Below are 12,294 nucleotides of genomic sequence, written 5' to 3'. Positions count from 1 at the left end.
AGGAGTTTAAATATGGCAAATAAAAAGAAAAATGGTAAAGCAGCAGGTAATTCATCGGCAAAGTTTACCTTTTGGGTAATTGGTTTAGTGGTCGTTTGTTTGGCAGCATTTATATTTTTTGGTAACCATAATAAGGACAAGGAAACAAACCAGGCTAGTGACATCGATTATTCAAACCAGCCCTATCTTGGTGATAAGGATGCCCCTGTGTCGATTATTGAGTTTGGGGATTATAAGTGTCCGATCTGTAAAGACTTTGCAGCCAATACAATACCTATTATTGAAAAAGAGTTTGTTGATACAGGAAAAGCAAAGCTTTATTTTATGAATTATTCCTTCATTAACACTGACTCCATTCGTTCAGCTAAATTTGCTGAATCGGTTTTTAAGGAATTAGGGAATGAGACGTTCTGGAAGTTCCACGAACTCCTCTATAAAAAACAACCAGAGGATACTAAATATGAGAAAGTCGATGTTTTTACGGAGGATTTCCTAATAGATACGTTGAAGGAAGTCGCGAGTGACAAAGATGTAGATAAGGTCGTCAAAAACTTCGAATCAAAGGATTCGGAGGATGATTGGAACAAAGATATGGATTATGTTAAAAAATTAGGTGTTACCGGAACACCAACCATGTTTGTCAATGGAGAAATGTTTAAGGGACAAACCCTCGATGATTTGAAAAAAATGGTAGATGAAGCCGCGCAGGAGAACAAGAATGAATAAACCTTTGCTGCTAGCCTGGGTGGCTGCAATTATTGCTACACTTGGCAGTCTATATTTTAGTGAAGTCATGCATTTTATTCCGTGTACCCTCTGTTGGTATCAGCGAATCTTTATGTACCCATTAACGGTTATTTTGGGGATAGCCTTCTACCGAAATGATCAGGGGATTTACAGGTATGTTCTCCCCATTTCTATCATCGGAATGCTTATATCGGGGTATCATACCTTATTGCAAAAGCTTCCCTATTTACAGCAGTTTGAAATGTGTACAACTGGTGTACCCTGTTCTAAGGATTACATCAACTGGCTCGGCTTTATTACCATACCGCTGCTAGCATTTATTGCATTTACTGTGATTACAGTCAGCTTAATCCTTATTGCCCGGAGCCAAAGATCATAAATAGTAATAAAAAAGGAGCGAAAAAACATTGTTTTTTCGCTCCTTTTTGTATTTCAGAGATGGTTTTAATTCATTATTAATACATCCAAGATGCACCAACAATGATTAAAAGAATAAACAATACAACGATTAACGCAAAGCCGTTATTGTGTCTTCCGTCTGACATATTACTCCACCTCCTTTGTCGAACTAATATAATGTATGAAAAAGCCAAGCTGGTTGAAATGGACAAGTGCATAGGTCAAAAAAAATATGATACAATTCTTCGTTTTCTTTTTTCGTTCTTTGTTAGCATAACTGGGCTCGTCAATAAACCGCCATATGTATAATCTGTGAACTGTATGGCTGGTATGAAAAGTATGATATATCCTACAAAAGAGAGGAGAGTGATAAGAATGCATCACGGAAAAATTTTTGGCACAACAAGTATGGGAGAAAGAGGCCAGGTGGTTATTCCATCAGAAGCAAGAGAGGAACTGGATATTAAATCAGGAGAGAAATTTGTTGTATTTGGAGATGCAAGAAAAGGAACAGTGATTCTGGTTAAATCAGAAATTATGAATAAATTTGCTAATTTCTTTTTTAACAAGTCTAAAAGATTTGAAAAAATTGCCAAAGAGATCTTTGAAAAGACCGAAACAGAAGTGGAAGAAGAAGAAAAGGAGGAATAGTGTAAAGGGATGTAAGCCTAACACCCAGGCTTTTCCCATTGGCAGCTAGAGAGGAAAGGAGAGGAGAGGACAAGAATGCGTGAGATGATGCGCTTATTGTTCAACAAGAGATTTCGCACCACCTTTATTATGTTTATCGGGTTCTTTCTGCAATTTTGGTGGCTCGGGAAAACAAAGAGATTTTTACATAAACAAACAGCAGCTAAAAAGTACAAAGCCGTCTATACCTCACAGGCTAACAAATTTGCAAAAGAAGCCGTTGACATGGGCGGATTAATCATTAAACTAGGGCAGTTTGTAAGCTCAAGGGTGGATATTTTACCTAAGGAATATACAGATATTCTTTCGCAGCTTCAAGATTCTGTAGCACCAGTGCCTTCCCAACTAGCTGTCAGCCGGATTGAAGAGGAATTGTCTGGAACTGTAACCGATTTGTTTGCTGATTTTAACCAGGAGCCTGTTGCGGCCGCATCATTAGGACAGGTTCATCGGGCCGTCTTAAAAACTGGCGAGGACGTTGCCGTAAAAGTGATGCGTCCAGGAATTGAAGCGATTGTTGCTCTTGATTTGGCAACATTGAAGGTATTGACCACCCTTGCAGGCAGATTCACGAGGATTGGCAAAATTGTAGATGTAAAGGATGTTTATCAAGAGTTTGAAGAGGTCATTACGGAGGAACTGGATTATTTAAAAGAAGCTAGAAACCTAGAGAACTTTCAAGCATCCTTTTGTGAATTTCCAGGGGTGACCACACCAAAAGTTTACTCCGAAATGACAACCAGTAAAGTACTTATTATGGAATTCATTGACGGGGTAAAAATTAATGAGATGGGTGCACTTGAAGATGCATCTATTAATAAAAAGAAATTAGCGTCCATTTTGTATCTTTCTTATTTAAAGCAATTGTTAGAGGATGGTGTATTTCACGCCGATCCGCATCCTGGTAACTTGTTAGTAAAACAGGACGGCACCCTTGCCTATATTGATTTTGGGATGGTCGGAACCATTTCGAGTTTGATGAGGGAGAATATGGTGAAACTGGCCATGTCGATTTATTTAAAGGACGCTTTCGGGATTGTTGAAGCATTTAATGATCTTGGGTTTTTAAGAAAAAATGCTGACAAAAATGCAATGGCTAAGAATGTGAAAATCATTCTATCTAGTTTTTCTGATGGTAATTTTAATTTTGGCAAAGTTAATAACGAGAAGTTTCTTGAGGATTTACGCGAATTTCTATACGAGCAGCCGTTTCAGATTCCTTCAAGAATGACGTTTTTAGGAAAGGCGATCATGACTGTTTTTAGTATTTGTAACGGATTGGATCAAAAGTTTGATATCGTTGCAAATACCAAACCCTATGTGGAAGATATATTGGAAAGCAATCGTACCAATCCCGCTAAAGATACCGCAATGGAACAAGTCAAGAATACACTCTTTCAAGTTATTCCTACTGCCCGTAAATTATTTACTGTGGTGGATCAATTCGAATCAGGCGATATTCGGATTCAGCCATCAAAAACCTTTGAAAGACGTCTTATGAATCAACAGGCAGTTCAAACAAAGAAAATCATATTTGCTCTATTTGGAACAGGAGTATTAATCTCCGGTGCGCAGATTTTAGCCCAGTATGAAAAAGCAGGCATGATTATGATGGTTGGAGGCGGGGTATTAACGATTTTGCAGGCGGGTAAAAAAGCAGCTCCCAAGCGGAGGGGGGCACATCCACGACCGCCATTTATGGAAGAAAAGAACTAGAATTTCTTTTAATAATAAAGGCTAGCCCGACTATTATTTGCGGATGGCCTTTTTTTGTCAGCTTCAAGTTGCCTTATTCATCTAACTCAAGGAGTGCCCTTAATTTTTTCTCCTGAAAGCCTAGTACAAGTTTTCCGTTAATATAGGTGGCTGGTGTTGCATAAACCTTCTTTTTCTTTAGTTCATCAAAATATTCTTTATGGATGGAGGCATTTCGCTCTTCAAAGTCAATCCCATTTTCTATTAGAAATGATTTAACCGCTTCACAGTAGGAGCAGCAAGTACTGCTGTAAACAATTACTTCAAACTCTGGCACATCAGGCACCTCCTAACAAACTATAATAACCATTTATACTTATTCTATTTATAGGAGGCAAAAAAGTCCAACAACCTTGTTGTTGGACTTTAAACTTTAAATAGATTTTCCAAGGAATGCAGTAAGCATCCAAACATGTTTTTCTAACCCGGAATGAATCGCTAGGAGCATATCTCCAGTTGTTTCGTCGTCTAATTCTCCTGCCAGGCTCATGCCTTCCTTTAATTCTCCAATGATGATTGAGAAGTCATTAATAATCGATTGAACCATTTCTTCAGCAGGTTCACTGCCAGATGCTTCACGAACCGAAGAAAGCTCAAGGCATTCTTTCATGGTTGCAACCGGGTTGCCTCCAATGGATAATAATCGCTCAGCTAGTTCATCAACATGAAGTCCTGCTTCATTATAGAACTCTTCAAATTTAGCATGCAGGGTAAAAAATTGCCCGCCTTTTACGTACCAATGATAGTTATGTAATTTCATATACAGGACAGACCAATTGGCGATTTGCTTATTAAGTACACTGACTAACTGATTTTCCATGTTTAAAAATCCTCCTTTGAAATTGGCTTTTCAATACTATTATTACCAAAGATCAAGAAGGAAATCCTGTTAAATTTAAGCAATTTATTGGCAATTTAGTGACGATTTTATTTAAATCACCTTCTAACAGAGCCCGGCTTTTACAAAAGGTATGTTACAGGACAGAAACCTTTTGTAAAAAACAAACCTTATTTTCCCTCAAATGGGCACGATGAGGGTATTTTAGCTAAGTGGATAATTTTAACTATTGATAGATAAATTGTTTGATAGCAAGGGCTTGAAGCATTAATTATTGACTTCCAAGTTTTGGGCGATGATTAGAAATATTACATCTGATAGCCTAATAGTAGACCAAAAACGACTACTAGGAGGAACACACACATGAAAAAGTTAAAGAAACTAATAGTAGCCGCTGGATTAATGTTATCTATTTCAGCTTTTACTTTAACCAATCAAACAGAAGCAGCAACTACTCATAAAATTCAATCTGGTGAGACATATTGGAAAATTGCAAAGGGATTTGGAATTCCTGTAAATAGTGTAATGAACGCAAATAATAGCAAGGCACTTATTTCCGGTCAATATATGACATTACCAAACTCTCCATACACGGCAGCAGAGAAAGACTTAATGGCACGTCTTGTTCGCGCAGAGGCTGTTGGTGAACCATATGCAGGAAAAGTAGCGGTTGCTACCGTTCTTATTAATAGAGTAAGAAGTGCGGATTTCCCGAACACTGTAAGAGGCGTTATCTATCAAATTGCAAACGGGCACTATGCTTTTACACCGGTTGAAAACGGGACAATTAATCAGCCTGCGGATGCGGCTTCTAAAAGAGCAGTAAATGAAGCAATTGCTTTAACAGGAAAAGGAAACGGCTCTTTATTCTTCTACAATCCCAAAACTTCTACAAGCTCTTGGATCTATTCGCGCCCAGTGACAGTTACCATTGGAAATCACAGGTTCGCACGTTAATTAGTATCCTTAATTAAATATCATCTATACACAAAAAGCAGCGAAATTCAGTCGATGACATTTCGCTGCTTTTTTCTATTTAGGAGACTTTTAACTGAGTGAATGGGATGTCTGGGTAAAGTTATCAGAAATTTTAATGAAGTTTTAGCATCAGGAAAAGGATAATCGTATTTTATATAGAAGAGTAAAAGGGGGAGCATTTATCCCCCCGCGGATTATTTTTATAATAGGGGGTAGTACGAATTGGAAAAGAAATTTGTCAAGCTCCAAACAGAAATACCCGGACCAAAGTCAAGAGAAATCTTGGAGCGAAGAAATAAATATGTCCCAAAAGGAATCAGTAATAACTGTCATTCCTTTGTGAAAAAAGCACAAGGGGCACTGGTAGAAGATGTTGATGGTAATCATTATATTGATTTTGCCGGTGCGATTGGAACGATTAATGTTGGTCACTCCCACCCGAGAGTGGTTAAAGCGCTCCAGGAACAAGCAAGCCAATTTATCCATACTGGTTTTAATGTGATGATGTATGAATCATATATCAACTTGGCAGAGAGGCTCTGTCAACTCGCCCCCGGCAATTTTGACAAGCAGGCTGCTTTTTTTAACAGTGGTGCTGAAGCGGTTGAAAATGCGGTTAAATTTGCCCGAAAATACACGAAACGTCAGGGAATTGTTTCGTTTACACGGGGATTTCATGGCAGAACCTTAATGGCGATGACCATGACAAGTAAAGTTAAGCCATATAAATACGGGTTTGGACCGTTTGCCCCGGAAGTATATAAAGCTCCCTATCCCTATGTATATCACCGACCTGCTGGTATGACGGAACAGCAATATAGTGCATTGATTATCGAGCAGTTTGAACAATTTTTATTAGCGGAAGTTGCGCCAGAAACCATTGCTGCAGTAGTGATGGAGCCAGTGCAAGGGGAGGGTGGCTTCATTGTTCCTGATAAAGCTTTTGTTAACCGGGTTAGAGAGATCTGCACCGAGCATGGAATCTTGTTTATTGCCGACGAAATCCAGACTGGTTTCGCAAGAACCGGAAAGTACTTTGCGATTGAACATTTTGATGTGGTTCCTGACCTAATTACCATTTCTAAATCCATGGGGGCCGGTGTCCCAATCAGCGGGGTCATCGGAAGTGCTGAAATAATGGATACCCCCGAAATTGGCGAAATCGGCGGTACCTATGCAGGAAGTCCGCTCGGATGCCAGGCAGCATTGACTGTGTTAGACATTATTGAAAGTGAACAATTAAATGATCGCGCGAGATTCTTAGGTGATCGTGTCATTGAAAAAATGCAGCTTCTTGCCGGCCGATTTGAAGGGATAGGTGATGTCCGCGGCTTAGGTGCGATGTGTGCGATGGAAATCGTTAAAGACCGAAAGTCGAAAACTCCTGATAAAGAAGCCGCCCCAAAAATTGTCAAGGCGGCATCCGAGCGCGGCCTCATGCTGTTAAGTGCAGGCATCTACAGCAATGTTATTCGGCTCCTAATGCCATTAACGATTACTGATGAACAGCTCGAAGAAGGTCTAGAAATACTAGAAGAAGCAATCGAAGCAGTATATACAAATCATTCGGCCCTATCTATTGGAGGAGAATTACATGGATGTACTAAAGCAAAATGATCAAATTTATCCTATGTACCTAAACGGTGAATGGGTGGGTAAGGATTACGAGGTTTTTACAGAAGTGATTAACCCTGCCACGAAGGAAATCATTGGTGCAGTTCCAACAGGAGGAGCATACGAAGCGGAACAGGCTGTGAATGCTGCGTATACTGCCTTTAAAAATTGGTCGAAAAAGACCGCTGAAGAACGCTATCAGCTGTTAATGAAATGGTTCTATTTAATCGAACAGAATAAAGAAGAGATTGCCCGTATCATGACCATCGAGCAAGGGAAGCCGTTAAAGGAAGCACTGGGAGAGGTTTCCTATGCGAACGGATTTATCTCTTGGTATGCAGAGGAAGGAAAACGGATTTATGGGGAGACGATCCCTGCTTCCCATCCAAATAAGAGAATTATCGTCAGAAAAGAACCGGTTGGTGTCATTGCAGCCATTACCCCATGGAATTTCCCTGCAGCTATGATTACCAGGAAAGTGGCCCCTGCCCTTGCTGCAGGGTGTACAGCGGTCATAAAACCCGCTAACCAGACCCCGCTAACGGCATTAAAGATGGCAGAACTGGCACACGAGGCGGGGATTCCGGCTGGGGTAATCAATGTCATTACCGGGCGTTCGTCAGAGATCGGTGAGGTTTGGTTAAAAGATTCACGTGTAACGAAAATAACCTTTACTGGATCTACCGAGGTAGGAAAAACGTTAATGCGCGGGGCGGCTGAAAATGTCAAAAAGGTATCGCTTGAACTTGGCGGGAATGCGCCGTTCATCGTGATGGATGATGCGAATCTTCAAAAGGCTGCCGCCGGCCTTGTTCAATCAAAATTCCGCAATGCCGGGCAAACCTGTATTTGTACCAATCGGGTCTATGTACAGGAAAGCGTGGCGGACGAATTCATAAAGCTTTTTCAAGCGGAATTAGAAAAGCTTAAAGTCGGTAATGGATTAGAAGAGGGCACAGACATCGGTCCATTAATTGATAAATCAGCTTATAAAAAAGTGGAGTCTTTGGTCCATGATGCGGTTAAAAAAGGCGGTAAGGTGACCTATAGCGGCCTTAAACCGGCAGAGGAAAACGGATATTTCTATGCTCCGACCATCCTGACAAACATTAATGATGAGATGGAATGCATGAGGGATGAAATCTTTGGGCCGCTCGCTCCAATCTCCACGTTTAATACCGAAGAAGAGGTGATTGAGCGGGCCAACGATTCCTGTTACGGGCTCGCAGCCTATGTCTATACGGAAAACTTAAGCCGTTCCTTTAGAATCACAGAACAGCTTGAGTATGGAATTATCGGATTAAATGATGCCCTGCCTTCAGTCGTTCAAGCTCCGTTTGGCGGCTACAAAGAAAGCGGGCTTGGCCGTGAAGGCGGACATTACGGGATTGAGGAGTTCTTAGAAGTGAAGTATATTTCGATTGGATTGGATATCTAATATCGGCCTTTAAGAAGTGTATATAATGCCGTGCGCGACAGTGCGCACGGTATTTTTTATATTAAAAAGGATAAATACCTTCAAAATACTATCTCTGCTGTGTTACGATAACGTATAAAAGCACAAACCGAGGGGGTTGGCAAGTTGATTAAAACCGTATTATTTGATGTAGATGGAGTGCTTTTAAGTGAAGAGCACTATTTTGATGCATCGGCCCTGACTGTTTGGGAGATGTTGATCAGCAGCAATTACTTAGCATTAGCTCCGGAACAATTCAAAACCGAATATAATCCAGAAGAAATTAAGCGTATCAGGGAAGACGTCTTCCTAGAGGACCGGGTCCTGAAATTTATGAAATCCCGCGGCCTGAACGCAAACTGGGATATGATTTACCTTTCCTTCAGTCATCAGCTCATCCATCTGTTGTCGCAAATTAAAGAGGATGAGGCAATGAAAATTGCTAAGTGGCTCACAAGCCCGATTAATTATGACACACTGCGAGAAATCGGCAGGGTGTTAAATGACTACCAGGTCGAATATAATTTTAGCCTATTCGTTGAGGAATTCTCCCAATCAGATGCAACAAAACAGGAACTGCTAAATTACTTAAATGTTCTTGCTAAAGAAAAGCTTGGGGTAGAAACAACCGTTTTCCAAAAGGGGAAGCTTTGGTCGATTTGTGAACATGTTTCACAGGAATGGTATGTTGGCGACGAAAATGTTCTTGCCTCGACCGGAAGGCCGTCTGTCCAAACAGGAAAAAAGGGGTTCCTGGCCAATGAAACAACCCTTGCACCCTCAAATGAGATTGCGGCCCTTTTTCAATACCTGACATCCTCGGGAATCACGATTGGAATTGGTACCGGGCGCCCGGATTTAGAAACCATTCAGCCCTTCAAACATTTGGATTGGCTGCCATTTTTTGATGAAACAAGAATCGTCACCGCTGATGAGGTCGCAAAAGCAGAACAAGAAGTCCCAGAAGCAAAATCGTTATCCAAGCCGCATCCTTTTACTTACATCATGGGGCTTAAAGGAAAAGGGGCAGCTGTTAAAGAATGCTTAAATACCCCACTTCCACTCGCAAATGGGGAAGAAGTATTGGTTGTTGGTGATTCATTAGCCGACCTTCTTGCTGCAAGACAGCTGGGCTGCCAATTTGCGGCTGTCTTAACAGGCCTGTCCGGAAAAGATGCACGCTACGATTTTGAACAGCATAAGGCAGATTATATTTTGGATTCTGTCCTCGATATCAAAACAATTTTATAAACAAAAAGGGTGGCATCGAGCCATCTTTTTTTATAAGTCAGAGAATTCTCCTTTAATTCAGAAAAATTTAACATTTTAACATAACCCATTTACATCAAGGCTTTAAGCGGTTAGAGTAATAGAAAGAGGAAATAAACCTATTGTAAAAAAATAAAGAGAGTCATATAATGTCTACTATATATAAACAAATGTACGCTTCAGGTAGACGGTATAGGAGGGGAAAGGCATGGAGGCAATTTCAATTGGACTATTAGGTTTGGGAACTGTTGGTTCAGGTGTAGTCCAGATAATAAAAAATCATCAAGATAAGTTAATCCACCAAGTAGGGTGTCCGGTGGTCATTAAGAAAATTCTTGTTCAAGATGTACATAAGCAAAGACCAGTACATGTGGATACCAATCTGTTGACTTCAGATCCGGATGACATTCTTTATGATCAAGATATTGACGTAGTAATTGAGGTTATGGGTGGAATCGGGAATACAAAAGATTATCTGCTAACAGCACTCCAGAAAGGAAAGCATGTTGTTACCGCTAATAAAGATCTCATGGCATTACACGGGTCAGAACTGTTGACCGTCGCTTCTGAATATGGCTGCGATTTATATTATGAGGCGAGTGTTGCCGGAGGCATTCCAATTTTACGCGGGTTAGTCGATGGACTAGCTTCCGATCGGATTACGCAAATGATGGGAATTGTCAATGGGACAACCAATTATATTTTAACCAAAATGAGCGATGAGGGACGTTCCTATGAAGAAGTACTCAAAGAAGCACAAGAACTAGGCTTTGCAGAAGCTGACCCCACATCCGATGTAGAAGGTCTGGATGCTGCAAGAAAAATGACGATCCTAGCGACCCTTGGTTTCTCTATGCATATTGATTTAGAAGATGTCAAAGTCACCGGTATTTCCACTGTGACGGAAGAAGACCTACGCTACGGAAAGCAGCTGGGCTACACGATGAAATTAATCGGTTTTGCCCACAGGGAAGGCGAAAAGGTAGAGGTAAGTGTGGCACCAACGTTTTTATCCAATAACCACCCGCTGGCTTCTGTGCAGAATGAATATAACGCTGTTTATGTATATGGGGAAGCTGTGGGTGAAACGATGTTCTACGGTCCTGGTGCAGGAAGCTTGCCGACAGCCACTTCCATTGTGTCAGACTTAGTGGGAGTGATTAAGAATTTAAGGCTCGGTGTCAACGGCAGGAGTGCGGTTACCCCGCAATATCCGAAAAAGTTAAAAGAAAATGAAGAGAAGTTTTCTAAATACTTTTTACGGATCCATGTGCGGGATGAGGTAGGAGTCTTTGCTGATATTACTTCAATCTTTGCTAAATATGGTGTTAGTTTTGAAAAAATCCTGCAGCTTCCAATCAAGAAAAATGAAACATCGGAAATTGTCCTTGTTACCCACAAGGCGTCGTTAACTAATTACGATAAGATTATCCTTGAGTTATATGATTTGCAGGCTGTAAAAGAAATAAAGAGTGCTTATCGTGTAGTAGGGAAGTCAATATAAGACGGCTAGGATTTAAGGAAGTTATTAAAGAACATATTTGGGGAGTTGTACACGGATGGCATTCAACGACCGCATAATGATTAAGGTCCCTGCGAGTACAGCGAATCTCGGCCCTGGCTTTGATTCAATGGGACTTGCACTAGATTTATATTTGACTTTGGAAATTGAGAGAAGTAAAGAGTGGCTTGTGCATTCTTTATGTGAAGAGCTTAAGGACTTTCCAACTGGTGAAGACAACTTTATGGTGCAGGTTGCATTAAAAACTGCAGCGCACTACGGTGTGGAACTGACTCCTTGTAAAATCAAAGTGGACAGTGATATTCCTTTAGCTAGAGGGCTGGGCTCGAGTGCGTCGGCCATTGTAGCAGGGATAGAGCTTGCAGACACAATCGGCAAACTAAACTTGACTAAACATGAAAAACTTCTTCACGCGACAGAATGGGAAGGGCATCCGGATAATGTAGGAGCATCCATCTACGGCGGGCTTGTGATTGGCTGTTACCAACAGAATGACGTAGATATGCTATCTTACACAAACCTGCCGATTGAAGTAGTTGTCCTCATTCCACAGGAAATCCTGTTAACCAAGGCATCCCGGAATGTATTGCCTGAGGCCTATACGCGTCAGCAGGCGATTGAGGCTTCCTCAACAGCTAACCTGTTGATTGCTGCTCTTTTATCACAGAACTGGGAGCTGGCAGGAAAGATGATGAGTAATGATCGTTTCCATCAGCCATACCGGAAATCATTGATTAATGGCTACGATGAAATCGAGAAGACGGCCAAAGCCAATGGAGCATTTGGAGTTGCACTTAGCGGGGCAGGACCGACGATGATTTGCTTTACCGAAAAAGGGAAAGCAGCAAATCTAGTCAAGGCTTTAGAAGCAGAATTTCCTGCGATGAGGGCTGTGAAGCTCTTGATTGATTATGTCGGAAGCAGTGTAATAGAATTAGTAAAATAAAGGCTGTGTTAAAGGGAATTGTTGATTTTAAGCATGTTGATTGGAGCGGAAATCAACATTCATGATTAACACAGCCAAAA

The 12,294-nt window shown here is 40.9% G+C and carries 13 protein-coding genes; 10 read left to right on the top strand and 3 right to left on the bottom strand.

Annotation, left to right across the window (positions count from 1 at the left end; translation table 11 throughout):
- Positions 1-12: 12 nt before the first annotated feature.
- Together GXK58_RS17125 and GXK58_RS17120 are read left to right on the top strand one after the other, a co-directional pair.
- Positions 13-726 carry a DsbA family protein gene (locus GXK58_RS17125; RefSeq protein ID WP_160724385.1) on the top strand — a complete coding sequence of 238 codons (714 nt, stop codon included), beginning with the start codon at positions 13-15 and terminating at the stop codon, positions 724-726.
- A complete protein-coding gene (locus GXK58_RS17120; protein ID WP_160724384.1) occupies positions 719-1,126 on the top strand; it encodes a disulfide oxidoreductase in 408 nt (135 codons plus the stop codon). Before GXK58_RS17125 ends, GXK58_RS17120 begins: the two co-directional genes overlap by 8 nt.
- A 76-nt stretch (positions 1,127-1,202) precedes the next feature.
- Here the strand turns inward: GXK58_RS17120 and GXK58_RS17115 are convergent, their stop codons facing one another.
- Positions 1,203-1,292, bottom strand: a complete 90-nt coding sequence (locus GXK58_RS17115; RefSeq protein WP_160724383.1) for a YjcZ family sporulation protein — start codon at positions 1,290-1,292, stop codon at positions 1,203-1,205.
- 229 nt (positions 1,293-1,521) lie between these two features.
- On the opposite strand from GXK58_RS17115, the gene GXK58_RS17110 reads away from it, so the two are divergent.
- On the top strand, positions 1,522-1,797 hold the full coding sequence (locus GXK58_RS17110; RefSeq protein ID WP_160724382.1) for an AbrB/MazE/SpoVT family DNA-binding domain-containing protein: 276 nt from the start codon (positions 1,522-1,524) through the stop codon (positions 1,795-1,797).
- 75 nt (positions 1,798-1,872) lie between these two features.
- Positions 1,873-3,552, top strand: a complete 1,680-nt coding sequence (locus GXK58_RS17105) for an ABC1 kinase family protein (protein WP_160724381.1) — start codon at positions 1,873-1,875, stop codon at positions 3,550-3,552.
- Between the two features lie 73 nt (positions 3,553-3,625).
- Here the strand turns inward: GXK58_RS17105 and GXK58_RS17100 are convergent, their stop codons facing one another.
- The gene (locus tag GXK58_RS17100) at positions 3,626-3,868 is read right to left on the bottom strand and encodes a glutaredoxin family protein (RefSeq protein ID WP_160724380.1); all 243 of its coding nucleotides are present in this window, start codon (positions 3,866-3,868) and stop codon (positions 3,626-3,628) included.
- Between the two features lie 96 nt (positions 3,869-3,964).
- Positions 3,965-4,411: a Dps family protein gene (locus GXK58_RS17095; protein WP_160724379.1), complete on the bottom strand. Its 447-nt coding sequence runs from the start codon at positions 4,409-4,411 to the stop codon at positions 3,965-3,967.
- 381 nt (positions 4,412-4,792) lie between these two features.
- Here GXK58_RS17095 and GXK58_RS17090 point away from each other — a divergent pair, with 381 nt between their 5' ends.
- From GXK58_RS17090 to thrB, 6 genes are all read left to right on the top strand, one after another.
- The gene (locus GXK58_RS17090) at positions 4,793-5,386 is read left to right on the top strand and encodes a cell wall hydrolase (protein WP_160724378.1); all 594 of its coding nucleotides are present in this window, start codon (positions 4,793-4,795) and stop codon (positions 5,384-5,386) included.
- Between the two features lie 243 nt (positions 5,387-5,629).
- Positions 5,630-7,024, top strand: coding sequence for a 4-aminobutyrate--2-oxoglutarate transaminase (gene gabT, locus GXK58_RS17085; RefSeq protein ID WP_160724377.1), 1,395 nt, complete (start codon positions 5,630-5,632; stop codon positions 7,022-7,024).
- Positions 7,025-7,037: 13 nt separating this feature from the next.
- Positions 7,038-8,459 carry an NAD-dependent succinate-semialdehyde dehydrogenase gene (locus tag GXK58_RS17080; protein WP_160724451.1) on the top strand — a complete coding sequence of 474 codons (1,422 nt, stop codon included), beginning with the start codon at positions 7,038-7,040 and terminating at the stop codon, positions 8,457-8,459.
- Between the two features lie 144 nt (positions 8,460-8,603).
- The gene (locus GXK58_RS17075; protein WP_160724376.1) at positions 8,604-9,728 is read left to right on the top strand and encodes an HAD family hydrolase; all 1,125 of its coding nucleotides are present in this window, start codon (positions 8,604-8,606) and stop codon (positions 9,726-9,728) included.
- 226 nt (positions 9,729-9,954) lie between these two features.
- Positions 9,955-11,250 (top strand): homoserine dehydrogenase, encoded by a 1,296-nt coding sequence (locus tag GXK58_RS17070; protein WP_160724375.1) that lies wholly within the window; start codon positions 9,955-9,957, stop codon positions 11,248-11,250.
- A 55-nt stretch (positions 11,251-11,305) separates the two neighbouring features.
- Positions 11,306-12,214, top strand: a complete 909-nt coding sequence (thrB, locus tag GXK58_RS17065; protein ID WP_160724374.1) for a homoserine kinase — start codon at positions 11,306-11,308, stop codon at positions 12,212-12,214.
- The last annotated feature ends 80 nt before the right edge of the window (positions 12,215-12,294 follow it).

The organism is Bacillus sp. USDA818B3_A, assembly GCF_009928415.1.
Lineage (GTDB): Bacteria > Bacillota > Bacilli > Bacillales > Cytobacillaceae > Neobacillus.
Note: the sequence above shows the minus strand (reverse complement) of the source record. Positions and strands in the feature narration are given on the sequence as shown.

Bases quoted from the DNA above. Each gene is read 5' to 3' on its own strand.
- GXK58_RS17125 (WP_160724385.1), top strand. From the start codon at position 13: ATGGCAAATAAAAAGAAAAATGGTAAAGCAGCAGGTAATTCATCGGCA.
- GXK58_RS17120 (WP_160724384.1), top strand. From the start codon at position 719: ATGAATAAACCTTTGCTGCTAGCCTGGGTGGCTGCAATTATTGCTACA.
- GXK58_RS17115 (WP_160724383.1), bottom strand. From the start codon at position 1,292: ATGTCAGACGGAAGACACAATAACGGCTTTGCGTTAATCGTTGTATTG.
- GXK58_RS17110 (WP_160724382.1), top strand. From the start codon at position 1,522: ATGCATCACGGAAAAATTTTTGGCACAACAAGTATGGGAGAAAGAGGC.
- GXK58_RS17105 (WP_160724381.1), top strand. From the start codon at position 1,873: ATGCGTGAGATGATGCGCTTATTGTTCAACAAGAGATTTCGCACCACC.
- GXK58_RS17095 (WP_160724379.1), bottom strand. From the start codon at position 4,411: ATGGAAAATCAGTTAGTCAGTGTACTTAATAAGCAAATCGCCAATTGG.
- GXK58_RS17090 (WP_160724378.1), top strand. From the start codon at position 4,793: ATGAAAAAGTTAAAGAAACTAATAGTAGCCGCTGGATTAATGTTATCT.
- GXK58_RS17080 (WP_160724451.1), top strand. From the start codon at position 7,038: ATGTACCTAAACGGTGAATGGGTGGGTAAGGATTACGAGGTTTTTACA.
- GXK58_RS17070 (WP_160724375.1), top strand. From the start codon at position 9,955: ATGGAGGCAATTTCAATTGGACTATTAGGTTTGGGAACTGTTGGTTCA.
- thrB (WP_160724374.1), top strand. From the start codon at position 11,306: ATGGCATTCAACGACCGCATAATGATTAAGGTCCCTGCGAGTACAGCG.